Annotated in this window: 16 protein-coding genes; 14 read left to right on the top strand and 2 right to left on the bottom strand. The window is 37.6% G+C overall.

The annotated features are described in order from the left end of the window. Positions 1-214: 214 nt before the first annotated feature. Both AC4BC4_RS13720 and queG read left to right on the top strand, forming a co-directional pair. Positions 215-1,261, top strand: coding sequence for a zinc-binding alcohol dehydrogenase family protein (locus AC4BC4_RS13720; protein ID WP_438758254.1), 1,047 nt, complete (start codon positions 215-217; stop codon positions 1,259-1,261). A gap of 416 nt (positions 1,262-1,677) precedes the next feature. Beyond that, positions 1,678-2,823 carry a tRNA epoxyqueuosine(34) reductase QueG gene (gene queG, locus AC4BC4_RS13715; protein WP_490476044.1) on the top strand — a complete coding sequence of 382 codons (1,146 nt, stop codon included), beginning with the start codon at positions 1,678-1,680 and terminating at the stop codon, positions 2,821-2,823. Between the two features lie 74 nt (positions 2,824-2,897). Here queG and AC4BC4_RS13710 read toward each other — a convergent pair whose 3' ends face one another. Continuing rightward, on the bottom strand, positions 2,898-3,197 hold the full coding sequence (locus AC4BC4_RS13710) for a hypothetical protein (RefSeq protein ID WP_438758257.1): 300 nt from the start codon (positions 3,195-3,197) through the stop codon (positions 2,898-2,900). A 240-nt stretch (positions 3,198-3,437) separates the two neighbouring features. Between AC4BC4_RS13710 and AC4BC4_RS13705 the strand changes: the two genes are divergently transcribed. From AC4BC4_RS13705 to AC4BC4_RS13695, 3 genes are read left to right on the top strand one after another with little or no spacing between them, the layout of a single operon-like run. Then, positions 3,438-4,142, top strand: coding sequence for an NAD-dependent protein deacylase (locus AC4BC4_RS13705; RefSeq protein ID WP_490477383.1), 705 nt, complete (start codon positions 3,438-3,440; stop codon positions 4,140-4,142). A 12-nt stretch (positions 4,143-4,154) separates the two neighbouring features. Beyond that, positions 4,155-4,994, top strand: a complete 840-nt coding sequence (locus AC4BC4_RS13700; protein ID WP_490476043.1) for a chorismate mutase — start codon at positions 4,155-4,157, stop codon at positions 4,992-4,994. A 21-nt stretch (positions 4,995-5,015) separates the two neighbouring features. After that, positions 5,016-5,534 carry a transcription repressor NadR gene (locus tag AC4BC4_RS13695; protein ID WP_438758260.1) on the top strand — a complete coding sequence of 173 codons (519 nt, stop codon included), beginning with the start codon at positions 5,016-5,018 and terminating at the stop codon, positions 5,532-5,534. Between the two features lie 96 nt (positions 5,535-5,630). Here the strand turns inward: AC4BC4_RS13695 and AC4BC4_RS13690 are convergent, their stop codons facing one another. After that, positions 5,631-6,611: an L-lactate dehydrogenase gene (locus AC4BC4_RS13690; protein ID WP_438758261.1), complete on the bottom strand. Its 981-nt coding sequence runs from the start codon at positions 6,609-6,611 to the stop codon at positions 5,631-5,633. 341 nt (positions 6,612-6,952) lie between these two features. Here AC4BC4_RS13690 and pth point away from each other — a divergent pair, with 341 nt between their 5' ends. The 9 genes from pth (at position 6,953) to ftsH (ending at position 18,816) form a co-directional block, all read left to right on the top strand. Beyond that, positions 6,953-7,519: an aminoacyl-tRNA hydrolase gene (gene pth / locus AC4BC4_RS13685; RefSeq protein WP_438758262.1), complete on the top strand. Its 567-nt coding sequence runs from the start codon at positions 6,953-6,955 to the stop codon at positions 7,517-7,519. 33 nt (positions 7,520-7,552) lie between these two features. Beyond that, positions 7,553-11,086: a transcription-repair coupling factor gene (gene mfd / locus AC4BC4_RS13680; RefSeq protein ID WP_490476042.1), complete on the top strand. Its 3,534-nt coding sequence runs from the start codon at positions 7,553-7,555 to the stop codon at positions 11,084-11,086. Between the two features lie 381 nt (positions 11,087-11,467). Next, complete coding sequence (locus tag AC4BC4_RS13675; protein WP_438758264.1) at positions 11,468-13,051, top strand: putative polysaccharide biosynthesis protein; 1,584 nt, start codon at positions 11,468-11,470, stop codon at positions 13,049-13,051. Positions 13,052-13,056: 5 nt separating this feature from the next. Continuing rightward, positions 13,057-13,332: an RNA-binding S4 domain-containing protein gene (locus AC4BC4_RS13670; protein ID WP_438758265.1), complete on the top strand. Its 276-nt coding sequence runs from the start codon at positions 13,057-13,059 to the stop codon at positions 13,330-13,332. A 62-nt stretch (positions 13,333-13,394) separates the two neighbouring features. Continuing rightward, positions 13,395-13,856, top strand: a complete 462-nt coding sequence (locus AC4BC4_RS13665) for an FtsB family cell division protein (RefSeq protein WP_438758266.1) — start codon at positions 13,395-13,397, stop codon at positions 13,854-13,856. 43 nt (positions 13,857-13,899) lie between these two features. Then, positions 13,900-14,373, top strand: coding sequence for a S1 domain-containing RNA-binding protein (locus tag AC4BC4_RS13660; protein ID WP_438758267.1), 474 nt, complete (start codon positions 13,900-13,902; stop codon positions 14,371-14,373). Positions 14,374-14,468: 95 nt separating this feature from the next. Beyond that, a complete protein-coding gene (gene tilS, locus AC4BC4_RS13655) occupies positions 14,469-15,851 on the top strand; it encodes a tRNA lysidine(34) synthetase TilS (RefSeq protein ID WP_490476041.1) in 1,383 nt (460 codons plus the stop codon). 157 nt (positions 15,852-16,008) lie between these two features. Continuing rightward, positions 16,009-16,554: a hypoxanthine phosphoribosyltransferase gene (hpt, locus tag AC4BC4_RS13650; protein WP_438758269.1), complete on the top strand. Its 546-nt coding sequence runs from the start codon at positions 16,009-16,011 to the stop codon at positions 16,552-16,554. Positions 16,555-16,653: 99 nt separating this feature from the next. Continuing rightward, positions 16,654-18,816 carry an ATP-dependent zinc metalloprotease FtsH gene (gene ftsH / locus AC4BC4_RS13645; protein WP_438758270.1) on the top strand — a complete coding sequence of 721 codons (2,163 nt, stop codon included), beginning with the start codon at positions 16,654-16,656 and terminating at the stop codon, positions 18,814-18,816. Positions 18,817-18,854: the final 38 nt, after the last annotated feature.

The following is an 18,854-nucleotide window of genomic DNA, read 5'->3' as shown; positions in this document are numbered from 1 at the left end:
TAAAGAGATTCTCGTTTAAAATTATATAAGTTATGAAAGCCATATGTATTTTTTTCAATATCTTGATAATATTGTTCAAATATTCCCGCCGTTTATTTGGATTCCTAGCCTTAAAGAATCCGAATAAATGCTCCTGTCATAAGACAAATAAATATCAATCTTCAAAGATTAGGTTCATACTTATAGAATAAAAAAACTAAGGGAGGAAGAACAAATGTATGAAAATAATCAAATGAAGGTCATCGGTTTCTATGAAGGTTTACCAATTGAAAATGAATCAAGTTTTGTAGAAGAACGGCAACCGATTCCGCTACCAGATTCAAACGATATCCTTGTAAAAGTCAAAGCTGTTTCCGTAAATCCCGTAGATACAAAATTAAGACAAACTGCAAAAAAACAAGATCAATTGACGATTTTAGGATTTGATGGACTAGGGGAAGTTGTTTCTGTTGGTAAAAATGTTAGAAAGTTTAAAATTGGTGATCGTGTTTTTTATGCAGGTACAACCAAGCGTGCAGGTAGTAATCAAGAATTTCAATTGGTAAATGAAGCAATCGCTGCTTTAGCGCCGAGTAATTTAAGTGATGAAGCAGCCGTGTCATTACCGTTGACAGCTCTGACAGCGTATGAATTATTGTTTGAAAAATTTGGACTAATTCCGAAAGAAAAGGCTAATCAAGGGAAAACGATTTTAGTAATCAACGGAGCAGGTGGCGTAGGATCGATTTTAAATCAACTGGCACACTGGGCTGGGCTGACCGTTTACGCTACAGCTAGCCCTAAAAATTTTGATTGGTTAAAAAAAATCGGTGTGGATCATCCTATAGATTATCATGAAAATCTTAAACACAATATAATGAAAACAGGTACTCAAACAGTTGACTATGCCGCTGTTTTGTTCAATATCACTTCCTACATGGATACATTAACTGAGTTGATCAGCCCCTTAGGAAACATTGGTACGATCGTAGGGATAGAGGAGAAACTAGACATCAACCAATTGAAAAATAAATCTGTCAGCTTTGATTGGGTATACATGTTTACCAAAACTGATTTTGATTATAAAATTGAAACACAAGGCGAAGCACTAGCGTTAATCAGTCAACTTGCAGAAGCTGAGAAAATAGTTCCAACCGTGGGAAAAAGATATTCAAATGGAATCAATGTAGCAAATTTAAAAAAGGCTACAGCAGATGTGGAAACAGGTCATATGAGGGGAAAAGTTGTCATTAGCGGGTTATTCAATGGAAACGAGAAGTAAAGTCTAAGAGTAACAGGCAGAAATTCATTTGGGAATCAAATTAGTGTGAAACAAGATAAGTCAAAAGGCGTATAAAGTTCATCAAGATAATAAAAAACACAAAAGTAAGGCAAAAGCATATATGGATTTTGTTGGCTCTTGTGTTTTTCATTATGGAGTGTTTATTTTTTTCATTAAATAAAAACAATGATGAATTATAAATAAAAGCAAAAAAATGACAAGCGTTTAAGGAGTAGATTATAATAAAGTGACTTGTTGAATAGCAAATGAATAAATCCTTTTTTAAAATCCAAAAACTACTTTAGCCAGTCTCTCGGAAAAAAATAAAGTATGAACGAGATAAAAAACATCATAACTATATTATTCAATTGAAGCTGAATAAGTGCAACCAGATTTAAAATTAAGGAGTTTAGACCATGACATTAAAGCAAAGGATCATAGAAGAAAGTAAACGTTTAGGTATCGATAAAATCGGTTTTGCATCGGCTGAACCATTTTATGAGTTAGAGGATTCACTGAAAGAGCAAAAAGAACGTGGATACAACTCAGGTTTTGAACATCAAGTGATTGCAGAAAGAATCTACCCGGAAAAAACCTTTGAAAATCCTAAAACGATTATTTCTATTGCATTAGCTTATCCGACTAAAATAGAAGAAAAAGTGCCCAGAGATGAGAAACGCGGGATGTTTGCCAGAGCGTCTTGGGGCATCGATTATCATGATGTTTTAAAAGATCGATTATCAAAATTAATCGAATTTATTCAATCCCAAGCTCAAAGCCTAGAGGAATCTGATGATTGGCGTTTTGCACCTCAAGTGGATACTGGTGAGTTGGTTGATGTAGCAGTCGCACAACGTGCAGGGTTAGGGTTTATCGGAAGGAATGGATTGTTGATCACAGAAGAGTTTGGTTCTTTTGTTTATCTAGGGGAGATCGTGACCAATATCGACTTTGAAGTAGATGAGCCAATTCCTTTTGGTTGCGGGGATTGCACGCGCTGCGTTACAGCCTGTCCTACACAAGCACTTTTAGGTAACGGTAGTATGAATGCAAAAAAATGTTTATCTTATCAAACACAAACCAAAGAGATGATGCCAGAAGAATATCGAAGAAAAATGCATAATGTAATATATGGATGCGATATTTGTCAGTTGGTTTGTCCTTATAACAAAGGAAAAGATTTCCATTTTCATAAAGAAATGGAACCCGAGGTGGAGACAGTCTATCCAAAATTAAAACCGATGCTAAGTATGTCAAATAAAGAATTTAAAACGCAGTTTGGGCACCTATCAGGTTCTTGGAGAGGAAAAAAACCATTGCAAAGAAATGCACTGATTGCTTTAGCAAACTTGGGTGATCGTAGTGCATTACCAGAAATTTTAGTCTGTGCAACACAAGACGTGCGCCCTGTAATCAGAGGGACAGCAGCATGGGCGATCGGTAAATTAGGGAATAAGGAAGCGGAAAAATGGATCGATGTTTTAACTGATTTGCTCAAAGTAGAACCAGAAGCAGAAGTACTTGTAGAAATACAGAATGCGATTGAACAATTAGAAAAATAATAGAGAAAAAGAGGTCGAAACAAAATGAACAATCAGTTTTGTTTCGACCTCTTTTTGAGATTTAAATAATAAAATTAAGCTTTAGCAGCTTCTTTAGGTTCGCGGCCTAAAATGGCTTGTAAGATTGTTAAGACACCATATGAAGCTAAAATTGTGTAAATCAAGCTAGAATAGGTCAAAATATCAAAATCCCACGTTTTGTAAATAACTAAAACAATTGCTAAAACAATAGCTGCAAGAACATTCAAGAATGCGAACGCCCATAGATTTCCATTTTCTTTACGTGAAAGATAATAGATTGAAAACCATAAACTTAATACGCCCCAAGCGATGCAGACTAAAATAGCTGCCCAATAAATAATAAATGCTACCACGAAGTTTCACCTCACTTTTATACATTAAGTATTTTATCACGTTCTCTGATGTTTGTCATGAAAAGACGGTGAAAAACCTGACATTTTTGAAAGCTTATCGCTTACTTAATGCGTTTGTATTTTCGTTTGTGCGTAGCCTTTTAATTATAAAGAATGGACATGGTCTTTTTTATTTTATGTAAATATTTTTTCTCTCAGCTCTTTATTTACGTTATAATGAACCTATTAGGAGATGAAATGATGCAAACGATTGATACACAAAAAGCAGTAAGTTTGATTGAGCAAGCCGAAAAAATCACTTTTTTAACAGGTGCTGGCGTTTCAACCGCTTCAGGTGTACCTGATTATCGTTCACTTTCTGGAAGTTATCATGGAATCGAACAGCCTGAATATTTGCTAAGCCGAACTTGTATGCTTGAAGAACCAGAGAAATTTTATTCATTTATCCAAACGCTATATCATCCAAATGCAAAACCGAATCGTATCCACTTGAACATGGTAGACTTGCAAAAAACAAAGGATATATGGATTATTTCCCAAAATATAGATGGCTTGCATGCAGCCGCAGGCACAAAGAATTTAGTTGAGTTTCATGGGAACTTGTATGATTGTTATTGCAGAAAATGTGGACAAAAAGTTTTGGCAGAAATGTATGTATCCTCTGATCGTCATGATCGATGCGGTGGGCAAATTCGTCCTAATATTGTATTGTATGAAGAAGGATTAGATGAACAAGCAATCACTGTATCAATTAAAGCTGTTTCTAAGGCAGAATTGATCGTGATTGTCGGGACTAGTTTTCAGGTACATCCATTTTGCGATTTGATTCATTATGCTACAGACACTGCAAAAATAGTGGTGATCAACCAAACATCGGTCCAATTAAACAGAGATGCTTATTTTTTGAAACAAGATGCACTGAAGGTCTTCGAAAATAGTTTGTAGAGGAGTTTTAAAATGGAAGAAATTAAATCAGAACGACAAAAAATGATCGATGGGGAACTTTATTTTGCTGGAGATCCAGAGCTGGCAACCGCACGCAAATTCGCGAGAGAACAAATGAAATTAATCAACAATGAAGAAAACAGTCAAATTCGTCGGCAATTGGTAGAGGAAACGTTTGGGACAACAGGAACAGGCAGCTATATTGAACCATCAATCAGTTTTGATTATGGCTTCAATATTCATGTTGGCAAGAATTTCTATGCTAATTTCAATAGTATTTTTCTAGATATATGTCCCATTATAATCGGTGATAATTGTATGTTTGGACCAAATGTTCAATTGTATTCAGCGACGCATCCTTTACATCCAGTCAAACGAAATAGCGGGTTGGAATACGGTAAACCAATTACGATAGGCGATAATGTTTGGCTTGGCGGTGGAGCTATACTTACTCCTGGTGTAACTTTAGGGGATAATGTTGTAGTAGCGGCTGGATCTGTTGTCACAAAATCATTTCCAGCTAATTGTGTGATCGGTGGAAATCCTGCGAAAATCATCAAAGAGATTGAGCTGGAAGAAAAACGAGCACCGCTCATGATTCAGCGGGATAAAATCAATGCAGTGGATAAAAAGATCGTCGCTTTATTAGAAGAGCGTATGGACGTAGTCGAGGCCATCGCTACGATCAAGAAAATATCAGAGCAGCCGATACTAGATGCCTCAAGAGAACAAGAAGTCTTAGCTAAAATCGACACATATGTTGTGAATGATCAATACAAAGAAACAATCAAAAAAACCTATCAAGGAATCATGGATGCCTCAAAACAGTTTCAGCAAAAACAAATGGATTAAGTTGCAACAGGAGGGAATTGGATGGATGGTATTAAAAGACGAGAAGCCATTTTACTAGAATTAGAATCAGCAGATAAACCAATGAGTGCCAGTCGTTTCGCAAAAGAGTTTAAGGTCAGCCGGCAAATTGTGGTTGGAGATGTGGCATTGCTACGAGCAGCTGGCTTTGACATAATCGCGACAGCTAGAGGTTATTTGCTTGAGACTGAAAAAGACAAGCAGGGAATCGTTCGTAAAATTGCTTGTCAGCATAGGCCAGAACAAACACAAGAAGAATTGTCAGTGATTGTTTCTTTGGGTGGCGAAATTCTAGATGTTGTAGTTGAACATCCGATTTATGGTGAACTGACTGGGGGACTGCATATTCAGAGCGAAAAAGAAGTGAAAGAGTTTATTAAAGCGTATGAAAAAAGCAGTGCTTCTTTATTATCTGAGTTGACTGGTGGAATTCATTTGCATACGATTCGTTGTGAAAGTGAAAATACTCTTAGAGAGATCAAAAAAGTGTTAGACCAAAAAGGTATTTTGTATAAAGGATAATAAAAAAAAGAGCTACAGAAATCGTAAGGATTGAGTCGCCCCAAAAAGGCTAACTTTTCGGGGCGCTACAGATTTCAGTAGTCTTTTTTATTTTTTTTAATTACCTTCTGCTTCAAATTTCTCGAAAGCTGACGCAATGACTTCTTTTAACGCATTAGCAGAAGCATTCATTCGATCCATTTCAGAATCTGTCAATGGAATTTCAATGACTTGCTTGATTCCTTGACGATTGATGACAGCAGGTGCGCCGATAAAAATATCATTTTGTCCATATTCACCATCCAAATAAACAGAAAGTGGGAAGACTGAATCTTCATCATCTAAAATTGCTTTTGTGATTCGAGCTAAGGCAGCAGCGATTCCATAGAATGTAGCACCTTTTTTCTCAATAATTGAATAAGCCGCATCTCTTACATTGAAGAATAAATTAACCATTGCTTCTTCATCTACATCTGGATTATTTTTAACCCATTCATAAATCTGTAAGCCAGCAACATTAGCATGAGACCAGACTGGAAACTCAGTATCGCCATGTTCACCTAAGATATAAGCATGGACATTACGAGCATCTACGTCAACTAATTCGGCGATTGCTTGACGGAAACGAGCTGAGTCAAGCGAAGTTCCAGAACCAATAACGCGTTCCTTTGGAAATCCTGAGAATTTCCATGTAGAATAAGTTAAAATATCTACTGGATTTGCGGCAACTAAGAAAATACCGTTAAAACCAGAATCAACGATTGAAGTAACGATCTGTTTGTTGATCTTCAAATTTTTATGAACCAAATCGATTCTTGTTTCGCCAGGCTTTTGTGCTGCGCCTGCAGTTAATACGACAAGATCAGCATCATGACAATCGTCATAAGTTGCTGCATAAATCTTTTTGGGAGAAGTAAATGCGAGTGCATGAGATAAATCAGCGGCATCGCCTTCAGTTTTCTTTGTATCTATATCTATAATACCAACTTCTTGCGCAATATTTTGAGTGACTAAGGCAAAAGCATAACTAGAACCAACGGCGCCATCACCAACTAAAATTACTTTTTGGTGGTCTTTATTTCCAACTGCTGCAGTCATGTGTATCATTCCTTTCAGTTAATTGTTTTATCACAATGATAATACCATCGTTTGTGAGTTTTGTCACGTTTTTTGTCTGTTTAAATTAATACAGTTTTTAGAGGTGTTTCATAAGAAAACTCTTTCATGTGCGGTATTTCACTATTATGCTTTTTTGACTGCTTGAAATGGAAAATTTAAACTTATGGCTTTTTTAAGAATTTTTAAGAGTCGGGAGATACTTGTTTTATGGTATAATTAGAAAAAAACTGGGCAAGGGATCCCCCTGCCCAGATATTTTGTGTTGGAGAATGAATAAATGGTGGGACATGATCACCACTTGTTAAGGAGAATATAAATAAATGAAAATGATCGTCGGATTAGGTAATCCAGGAAGTAAATATCAAGAAACAAAACATAATATCGGATTTATCACGTTGGATGAAATCGCTCACCGATACAATGCCACTTTTAATAGAAGTCAATTTGAAGCGGATATCGCTGAATTTTTCATAGGAACAGAAAAAATCATGTTGGTAAAACCTCTGACATTTATGAATGAGTCCGGTCGATCAGTGGGACCGCTAATGACATATTACGGTGTTGATGATGCGGAATTAATCGTTATATATGATGATCTAGATCTAGAAATCGGTAAGATTCGTTTACGAGAAAAAGGGAGTGCAGGCGGACATAATGGGATGAAAAGCTTGATAGCACATTTAGGAACAAATGTATTTCCAAGAATCAAAATCGGGATTGGTCGTCCTGTAGGTAGTAATACAGTCATTCATCATGTGCTGACCGGTTTTCCTAAAGAGAAACACGAAGAAATTTTACTAGCAGTGAAAACTGCAGCGGATGCAGCGATTTATGCATGTGAGGGGCATACGTTTGTTGATGCGATGAATCAGTTTAATGGTAAATAAATAGAATAGAAAATATGCAAGGAGGAGCCTAATATGAACATCATTGAACGAATTGGTGCAAGTGAACTAGCCCGAGATTGGAAAAAACAATTAACAGGAAATACTCGTCAGTTGATCACGGGACTAGCCGGCTCTGCTAAAACATTGGTCATGGCCAGTGGGTTTAAAGAAAAAAGTCAAAAAATCGTCGTGGCTGTTCCAAATCTATATTATGGGAATCAATTAGTTGAAGATTTTCGTAATATTTTATCAGACGAAGAAGTTTATATATTTCCCGTGGATGAAGTATTGTCTGCTGAAATGGCTTTCTCCTCACCAGAAGCTAGAGCAGAAAGAGTAGCAGCACTTAATTTTCTTCTAACGGATCAAGCCGGGATCATCGTTGTCCCAGTAGCGGGCCTAAGGAAATATTTACCGAGTAAACAAACCTGGGAAAAAGCACAGTTGCATTGGGAAATTGGCGGAGAAATCGATCTAGATACCATGGCACAACAATTAGTCTTAATGGGGTATGAGCGCCAATCCTTAGTTGGGAAACCTGGAGATTTTAGTATTCGCGGAAGTATCATAGATGTCTATCCGTTAAATTCTGAATATCCAGTTAGGGCAGAACTGTTTGATATCGAAATTGATTCTTTACGATATTTTGAAGCAGATACCCAGCGGTCTGTTGGTGCCATTGAATCTGTGACACTTTCACCAATGACGGATCTTGTATTTTCAAAAGAAGACTTGATTCATGGGGAAAAAGAACTAAACAGAGCCTTAGAAAAAAGAGTGGCGATTGCCAAAGATACAGCCGAAAAAGATTTTCTTCAGGATTACTTTAGTCAGTTAGGGACATCTTGGGGGCAAGGGATTCCAACTGATACAGCGCATTACTATACAGATTTTTTATATGAAACGAAAACTACTTTACTAGATTATATTTCTGAAGATAGTTTAGTTTTTGTTGATGATTATGCACGGATCCTAGAAGCAGAACGTGAGATCATTCGTGAAGAAAACGAGTGGCAAGTACTTAAATTAGAAGAAATGCGTGTCTTTCCCGAGCAAACATTTGGCTTGGAGTTTCATGAACAAGTACGGAAAATGACTTTTGCGACAACATTCTTTTCGTTATTTCAAAAAGGAATGGGCAATCTGCGTTTTCAAGCTGTTCATAATTTTCAATACCGTTCTATGCAACAATTTTTTGGTCAAATGCCATTATTAAAAACGGAAATGGATCGTTGGCAAAAACAAGATCAGACGGTTGTCGTTTTTGTCCCGACGAAAGAGCGTAGTCAAAAAGTTGAAGAGCTGTTTCGAGATTTTGATATTTCCAGTGTGACAGTATCCGCCAATAAATTAATAGAAGGAAAAATTCAAATTGTTGAAGGCTCATTGCAGTCTGGTTTTGAATTACCTGTCGAAAAAATCGTTGCAATCACAGAAAAAGAAATTTTCCATACCACGACGAAAAAAAGAGCGCGCCGTCAAACAGTTTCCAATGCAGAACGCTTAAAAAGTTATAGTGATCTTAAAAATGGCGATTATGTCGTTCATGCCAACCATGGGATCGGTAAATACATTGGGATGCAGACACTGGAAGTAGACGGTATTCACCAAGACTACATCACGATTTTATACCAAAATGATGACAAACTCTTTATTCCAGTTACGCAGTTAAACTTGATCCAAAAATTTGTAGCCTCTGAAGCAAAATCACCGAAAGTCAATAAATTAGGCGGTAGTGAATGGAGTAAGACGAAACGAAAAGTCACGTCTAAAATCGAAGATATAGCAGACGATTTGATCCAACTTTATGCATCAAGAGAATCTGAAAAAGGCTATGCGTTTCCACCAGATGATGCTTATCAAAAAGAATTTGAAGATGCATTTCCATATAGTGAAACAGATGATCAATTACGTAGTACAGCGGAAATCAAACATGATATGGAAAAAACGCGGCCGATGGATCGTTTGCTTGTGGGTGATGTAGGATACGGAAAAACAGAAGTAGCTTTACGTGCTGCATTCAAAGCAATTAACAACAATAAACAAGTCGCCTTTTTAGTTCCAACAACTATATTAGCGCAACAGCATTATGAGACTATGCTAGATCGTTTCGAGGGATTCCCGGTAGAGGTTGGCTTGTTGAGTCGTTTTAGAACGAAAAAGCAGCAAAATGAAACAATAGAAAAGATTAAACACGGGCAAGTAGATATTGTAGTAGGCACCCATCGTTTGCTATCTCAAGATGTGAAATTCAGTGATCTTGGATTATTGGTGATCGATGAAGAACAACGTTTTGGTGTCAAACACAAAGAACGTTTAAAACAACTTCGTGCGCAAGTAGATGTTTTAACGCTAACTGCAACCCCTATTCCAAGAACACTGCATATGTCAATGCTAGGGGTACGTGATCTTTCCGTCATCGAAACACCGCCGGAAAATCGTTACCCGATCCAAACGTATGTCATGGAAAACAATCCAGGTGCGATCAGAGAAGCAATCGAAAGAGAAATGGCGCGTGATGGACAAGTTTTTTATCTTTATAATCGGGTGGATACGATTGAACAAAAAGTGGAAGAACTTCAAGCGTTGGTTCCAGATGCTAGGATTACGTATGCCCATGGTCAAATGACAGAAGTTCAACTAGAAAATACTCTATTTGACTTTATCGAACGACAATATGATGTTTTAGTTACGACCACAATCATTGAAACAGGTGTAGATATTCCAAATGCGAATACATTGTTTGTAGAAAATGCTGATTACATGGGCTTATCCACCTTATATCAATTACGCGGTAGGGTAGGTCGAAGCAATCGCGTTGCATATGCTTACTTTATGTATGAGCAACAAAAGATTTTAAATGAAGTCAGTGAGAAGCGTTTAGAAGCAATCAAAGACTTCACTGAGCTAGGTTCTGGGTTTAAAATTGCCATGAGAGATCTATCGATACGCGGAGCAGGGAATCTTTTAGGAGCACAGCAACATGGCTTTATTGATTCTGTCGGGTTTGATATGTATTCACAAATGCTTTCAGAAGCAGTTGCTAGAAAACAAGGAAAGAATATCCAAGATCAAAAAACTTCTGTTGAAATCGACTTGGGCATCGATGCTTATTTACCGACAACTTATATTTCTGATGAACGTCAGAAAATTGAAATCTATAAACGGATTCGTCAGCTGGAAAATATGGATATGTATGATGAACTCGATGCAGATTTACTTGATCGCTTCGGTGAATATCCAGACGAAGTTGCTCATCTATTGACGACAGGCCAAATTAAGATGGATGGGGATCGTGCATTAGTTGAAACAATTCGTAAAAGACAGCAAGAAATCACCTTTACTTTAAGCAAAATCGGTACAAAAACTTATAACGTAGAACAAATTTTTGAAGCATTATCGCATACCCAATTGAAAGCGGATCTTGCTGTGGATAATGAAAAAATGTCTGTCCGTCTAAAAGTTCCTAAAAGCATGAAAGAAGCTGCTTGGTTACAGGAAGTAGCGCTATTTACAACAGCGTTAAGACAAGAAAAATATAAGACGATGATTGTTGAAGAAGAATGAGCTTATCCAGCTTCACGGGCTAACCTCTCGGAAAAAAGATAAAAATAGAGTGAGGCAAAAAGCGCCTCAATCGATTTTTCCTATTTTACAGTTGAGGTTGAACGAGCCCGTTCTGCTTTTAGACTTATCCAGCTTCACGGGCTAATCTCTCGGAAAAAAGATAGAAATAGAGTGAGGCAAAAAGCGCCTCAATCGATTTTCCCTATTTTACAGTTGAGGTTGAACGAGCCCGTTCCGCTTTTAGATTTATCTAGCTTCACGGGCTAGCTCTTCGGGGAAAAGATTAAAATGGAATATGACAAAAAGCATCACAGTCAGTTTTTCTTATTTTCCGTTCAGAGCTAAGCGAGCCCACTACGCTTTTAGACTAGGAGGTCAACAATGGCGCATAAAGAAATGCGGACGATGATGCAAGGTGCAGTTGTTTTAACGGTTGCGTCATTTATTGCCAAAGTGCTAAGTGCGATTTATCGAGTACCTTTTCAAAATTTAGTTGGGGATGAAGGGTTCTATGTTTATCAACAAGTTTACCCGATCTACGGTATTGCGATGACTTTAGCATTATCAGGATTGCCGCAGTTTATTTCAAAAGTTGTCGCAGAGCAACCAGATATTAGTGAACAGAAAAAAGTATTACAAAAACTTTTTCCTTTTGTTTCAATAATTGCTGTTTTGTGTTGGGTCTTTTTCTTTTTGGGTAGTCATGAAATTGCCTTTATGATGGGAGATTATCGATTAGCATCGTTAATTCAAGTCGTTTCTTTTACATTCTTATTGGTGCCTATACTGTCATTTTACCGTGGCAATTTTCAAGGACACTTATTGATGGTACCAAGCGCTGTTTCCCAAGTAATAGAACAAGTTGTTCGGGTAGGGGTAATTTTAATTGCAGCATACTCTTTTAGTAGATTTGGGTGGTCTGTCTATCAGACCGGTACAGTCGCTATGGGCGGGGCATTGCTGGGTGGAATGGTTGCTGTAGGAATTTTATGGTACTACGATCAGAAAATTCGTGTGGGTAGCTCGGCCTATCTTACGCAATGGAAAATTGAACGAGGCTCTGGAAAATTATTCGGCCGGTTGTTGGTCGAAGGAGGGATCGTATCGCTATATAGCGCTTTTTTGATTTTCTTCCAGTTAATTGATTCTTTCCTGGTTAAAAATGCTTTAGTCGCATCGGGAATCAGTGATTCCGCCGCAAAAATCGATAAAGGTATTTATGATCGCGGACAGCCTTTGGTTCAATTAGGGTTAGTCGTTGCCTTAGCTTTAAGTTCAAGTTTTTTACCTGCGCTGACAAAATATTTCATGAGTCAAGAAAAGGAACGCTTTTTAAAAGCTGCTAAAATATTTCTACGACTAACAACAGCGATTGCAGCGGCCGCTTCAATAGGATTGGCACTCCTGTTACCTTATATAAATTTTGCTTTATTTAAAGATTATAAAGGCAATAGTGTTTTAGGTGTATATGTTTGTTCGATTGCTTTTATGGCAGTCATACAAGCCTATCAGAGCGTTTTACAAAGTCGAAATCAATTTTTGACCTCCATGTTTTCGGCAGGTATCGGATTACTGACAAAATTATTTTTGACGAGCTCTTTGACCTATACTTTTGGAACGCTTGGAGCGAGTCTTTCAACGATTGTGGGATTACTAGCTACCTTGTTTTTATTGATACTGTTTTCAAAAAGAGAAATCAATCGTTTTATTGTAGAAAATCATTTCTTTAGAAAATTAATGATCAGTTTAGGAATGATGGGAATTGTGTTACTCTGTTACCAAGGAGTTGTTGGCATTTTGTTTGGCACTGTTGAACATCGTGGTCAAGCGTTGCTTGTGGCAATAATGGGTGTGTTGATTGGCGGTGCAACATTTATTTTTATTATCATTAAAATACAATTATTTACAATTCGGGAATGGCTGACATTACCGTTTGGAGCGAAAATATTAAGAATGAAGAGGTAAGGTTTATGCGTTTAGACAAATTTTTAAAAGTTTCCCGTATTATCAAAAGAAGACCTGTAGCCAAAGAAGTTGCGGATAAAGGTCGGATTCAAATCAATGGTATCTTGGCAAAATCATCAAGTAACGTAAAAATCGGTGATCAGGTGAAGATCCAATTTGGGAATAAAATCTTAGAAATCGAAGTACTTGAACTTCGTGATTCTACGAAAAAAGAAGATGCAGACAAGATGTATCAGATTGTTTCAGAGAAAAGAGTCGAAAATAGTGATAATTTAGATTAGACAAGCTTCTTAGATGTTGGTATAATAAGACAGACAAACCAAAAACGAGTGGAGCGTAAGACATGGGAAAAAAGAAAAAAGACATGGAAAAAGTTGCTGCATTAGATAATGAGTATACAAAAGAACAGTATGCCGAATTTCAAAAACAGCAAAAGCAGTTGATTTTCAGACGCCGCCGTCTGGCAGTTGTTTTCCTCGTGGCGTTTGTAATTTTTATTGTTTCGGGTATCCAGCTTGTAAAAGACTATCGGCAACTGAGTGCTTTTAAAACACAGCAGGCTGAAGCGGTAGCTGAGTCGGCAGAAGCAGATAAAAAGTTGGATCGTTTAGAACAAGACGTTGCTCTTTTAAGAGATGACGATTATGTGGCAAAACTAGCCCGTAGCCGCTATTACGTCTCTAAAGAAGGTGAACAAATCTACAACATTCCAGAGTTAGGCGGAACGACTAGCTCCAGTAATGAACAAAAAACATCAGATAGTCAATCACAGTCTCATTCATCTGAAAAACAATCAGGCGAATAACTGCAGATATAATAGGGTAAATAATAGGAGGAACATTTTTTTTATGTCAATTGAAGTAGGAGCGAAGTTGCCAGGGAAAGTGTCTGGTATCACTAATTTTGGTGCCTTTATCGATTTAGGTGAAGGAAAAACAGGGTTGGTTCACATTAGTGAAGTATCAAATGGGTTTGTAAAAGATATCCATGATGTATTGACCGTAGGGGATGAAGTGACTGTAAAAGTTACCTCAGTCGGTGATGACGGTAAAGTCGGCTTGTCTATCCGCAAAGCACAAGAACAAACGGCAGAACCAAAACGTGAATATCAACGTCGTGATAACAATGAGCATCAAGGAAATCGTGACCGCAGTGCGCGTCCAGCGCCTAAAAAACAATTTACAAGAGCACAACCAATGAATTCAAAGCAAGATTTTGATTCATTAATGAGCTCATTTTTAAAAGATAGTGATGATCGTTTAACTTCATTGAAACGCAATACAGAAGGTAAACGTGGAGGACGCGGCGGACGTCGCAACTAACAAATGAAAAAAATGAAGCTGAGCGAAAGCTCGGCTTTTATGTTTGGAGCATGTGCTAGGAGAGGTTATCTGCGACGAAACAACGAGGTGAATAGATGTTTCAAGAATTTTATGATCACTGTAAAAAAAATGACTATTGGCAGCAAAATCAACAAATCTTATTAGCAGTTTCAGGTGGAGTAGATTCAATGGTTTTATTAGAATTAATGCAGACTGCTGCTCAAAAAGATTGTTTAACTCTGACAGTAGCTCATATTGATCATCGGTTACGCCCAGAATCATCGGTAGAAGCAGACTATCTGAAACAGTACTGCCAAAAACGAGAAATCACTTACTATAGTAAAATATGGGACGAAGTAGATAAAACAAAGAACACAGAAGCTCGCGCTCGGACTATCCGCTACGATTTTTTTGCGGAAATCATGAAAAGAGAAGAAATTTCACTATTATTGACTGCGCACCATAGTGATGATCAAGCTGAAACACTTTTAATGAAGCTGACAAGAGGAAGTACGTTGTCGAATTTAGTTGGAATTCGGGCAAGCCAGTCATTTGGATCGGGAACGTTAATCCGCCCTTTCTTAATTTTTTCCAAAGAACGATTGGAACAATTCGCCAAACAGTCTAAAATTGTGTATTTTGAAGATAGCTCAAATCAAAGTGATACATATATGCGTAATCGTATAAGGCGTCAAGTTGTGCCGCTCTTAAAAAAAGAAAATCCCAAGTTTCTGCAACATATGGCTGATTTTAGTGAACAAATCACGTTAGCTGATGAAATCATTCAGTCGGTGATAGAGCCAATGTATGCTCGTTGGGTATCTAAAACAAAAACCGGGTGGTCAATCCAATTATCTGAACTAAAACAGGAAAAAAAAAGTGTGCAAACATTTTTCTTGATGACCTTGTTTCAACGGACGATCGTGCCAAAAGGTGTATCAATTAGCCAATCACAGAGTCAACAACTTTTGACGATGCTTGATCGACCAGCGCCTCAACTGTCTATGGATATTGAACAAGGCTGGCAAGTTATGAAAGAATATGACACACTTTTCCTAGAAAAAAAACAATCCATCCATGAAGATGCTCTCTTTTTTTTGAATGAGTTTGAACACGTCTTTCTTTCAAAAAATGAATGGTTAGGTCTGGAAACGGTAAAAGAAAAAATTGATCCACCGGAAATCGTAAAAAATTGGACAGAATTTTCTTTGCTTATAAGTGGTCAGACAGCCTTACCATTAACGATTCGTCATCGGAAAAATGGCGATAGAATTTCCCTAACGCCAAACTTGACAAAAAGATTAAATCGCCTTTTCATTGACCAAAAAATTCCTAATTTGATCAGAGAACGAGCATGGATCATTCTTTCTGCTGAAGAAGAAATTATTTGGGTGCCTAAATTCGTAAACTCATATTTGAGTATTCCTACAGAAACTGATAAAATACTCTACAGGCTACTTTATAGAATAAAAGAGTAAAGATTGAAAATTACTTTTATTAAGGAAGCGAAAAAAACAAAAAAATAACAATTTAACATCTCAAAGAATCACCACACTAGCGTTTCGATCATATCGAATTTTAAGTGTTCAAGCACTAAGAGTTTAAGATCGGATCTTAAAGGAGAAGGAGAGCAATATGTTAGAGAATGATATTAAACAAGTTTTGATCACAAAAGAACAAATCGTTGAAAAGTCGACTGAACTTGGCAAACAGCTAACAGAAGACTATAAGGGTAAAAATCCTTTAGTAATCGGTATTTTAAAAGGTGCAATACCTTTCATGGCTGATATTACACGTTGCATCGATACTCATCTAGAAATGGATTTTATGGCTGTATCAAGTTATGGCAATGCGACGGTTTCTTCTGGGGAAGTCAAAATTATTAAAGATTTGGATACAAATGTCGAAGGACGAGATATTCTGATTGTAGAGGACATTATCGATAGTGGCCGCACATTAGCTTATTTAGTGGATCTTTTTAAATACAGAAAAGCAGCATCTGTAAAAATCGTTACGTTATTAGACAAACCAGAAGGCCGCGTCGTTGATATTGTCGCAGACTATGTTGGTTTTGATGTTCCCAATGAATTTGTTGTAGGTTATGGGTTAGATTATGCAGAAGCTTACCGAAATCTTCCGTATGTGGGCGTATTGAAACCTGAAATCTACGAAGCGAATTAATATCTCTCTTAGATTTAGTTATGTTACAATGTAATGGTCAGAATTGATAAAAATAAACCGTAAAAATTAATTACGAGCAGTAGTCAAAGGAGGACAGGCATGAATAAAAAGAATAGCGGCATGAAAAATGGCCTATATTATGTATTGCTGATTTTGGCGATGGTCATGGTTGTTTATTTCATTTTCGGAAATAACAATCCCCAGTCACCAGATATCGAATACTCAACCTTCAATACCCAGTTAGAAGAAGGTAAAGTAAAAGAACTGACAATCCAACCAACTAATGGTGTGTATAAAATCACAGGTCAGTACAAAGAAAAACAAGAAATCAAAAACACTGGAGGTCTTTCTTTATGGGGATCAACAGAAGTTTCTACTAAATCTTTCACGACGATTGTCTTGCCGAGTGATATCACATTATCAGGCATTCAAGATATGGCCCAAGAAAATAATGTAAAACTTTCTGTGAAAGAACAATCATCAAGTGGTGCTTGGCTTTCTATCCTATTTAGCTTCTTACCGATCGTATTGTTCATCTTCTTATTCTATATGATGATGGGACAACAAGGTGGCGGTGGCGGTGGCGGCGGCCGTGTCATGAACTTTGGTAAATCAAAAGCCAAAGAAGCAGACAAAAAAGCGAACCGCGTGCGCTTCTCTGATGTAGCCGGAGCTGAAGAAGAAAAACAAGAATTAGTAGAAGTAGTCGAATTCTTAAAAGATCCTCGACGTTTCGTTGAATTAGGTGCTCGTATTCCAGCTGGTGTTCTTTTAGAAGGACCTCCAGGAACTGGTAAAACATTACTTGCTAAAGCCGTTGCTGGTGAAGCAGGTGTGCCTTTCTACTCTATCTCAGGTTCAGATTTTGTTGAGATGTTTGTCGGTGTCGGTGCAAGCCGTGTCCGTGATTTATTTGAAACAGCGAAGAAAAATGCACCAGCTATCATCTTCATCGATGAAATCGATGCAGTTGGTCGTCAACGTGGTGCTGGTATGGGTGGCGGACACGATGAACGTGAACAAACCCTTAACCAATTACTTGTTGAAATGGATGGATTTGATGGCAATGAAGGCGTAATCGTCGTAGCTGCAACAAACCGTTCAGATGTGTTAGACCCAGCATTACTGCGTCCAGGTCGTTTTGACCGTCAAATTTTAGTTGGCCGTCCTGATGTGAAAGGCCGTGAAGCGATCCTTAAAGTTCATGCCCGTAACAAACCGTTGGCTGATGATGTTGATTTGAAAGTCGTTGCACAACAAACACCAGGTTTTGCCGGTGCTGATTTAGAAAATGTATTGAATGAAGCTGCATTAGTTGCCGCTCGTCGTAATAAGAAAAAAATTGATGCATCTGATGTGGATGAAGCAGAAGATCGCGTAATTGCTGGACCAGCGAAAAAAGATCGAGTTATCAACAAAAAAGAACGCGAAATGGTTGCTTACCACGAAGCTGGACATACTATCGTTGGCTTAGTTTTAAGTCGCGCCCGTATCGTTCACAAAGTAACGATCATTCCTCGTGGACGCGCTGGCGGTTACATGATTGCCTTACCAAAAGAAGATCAATTCTTAATGACTAAAGAAGACATGTTTGAACAAATCGTTGGATTACTTGGCGGACGTACAGCGGAAGAAATTATTTTCGATGTTCAATCAACAGGTGCATCAAATGACTTTGAACAAGCAACAGGCATTGCTCGTAGTATGGTAACTGAATATGGAATGAGTGACAAATTAGGTCCAGTTCAATACGAAGGGAACCACCAAGTCTTTGTGGGCCGTGATTATGGTCAAACAAAAGCCTATTCTGAGCAAGTAGCATTCGAAATCGATCAAGAAGTCCGTCGTATCTTGATGGAAGCTCACGATAAAGCACGTGAAATCATCGAATCTCACCGTGCGCAACATAAATTAATTGCTGAAAAACTATTAGAGTATGAAACATTAGATGCTCGTAGTATCAAATCATTGTTTGAAGAAGGCGTTATGCCTCAAGACGTTATCGATAGCCAATTCCCTAGTGAAAAAGCACAAACGTTTGAAGAAGCAAAACGTGCATTAGAAGAAAAAGATGCACAAAGACAAGCTGAAGAAAAACATGATTTTGAAGAAGCCAAACAAGAACTACGTGATGAAACTGAAGAATTAAAAGCGGACAGCGAAAAAACAGAAGAACAAGTTCAATCAGAAGTTAAATCTGATGATGAGCATAAAAATGATTCTGAATATGACCGTAATAATTTTGATGATCGTTACAAATAGAACACAAAGAGCATCCCATACATGGGGTGCTCTTTTCT

The organism is Enterococcus sp. AMC1086, from assembly GCF_058216575.1.
This window is presented reverse-complemented; position numbering and strand designations above follow the sequence as displayed.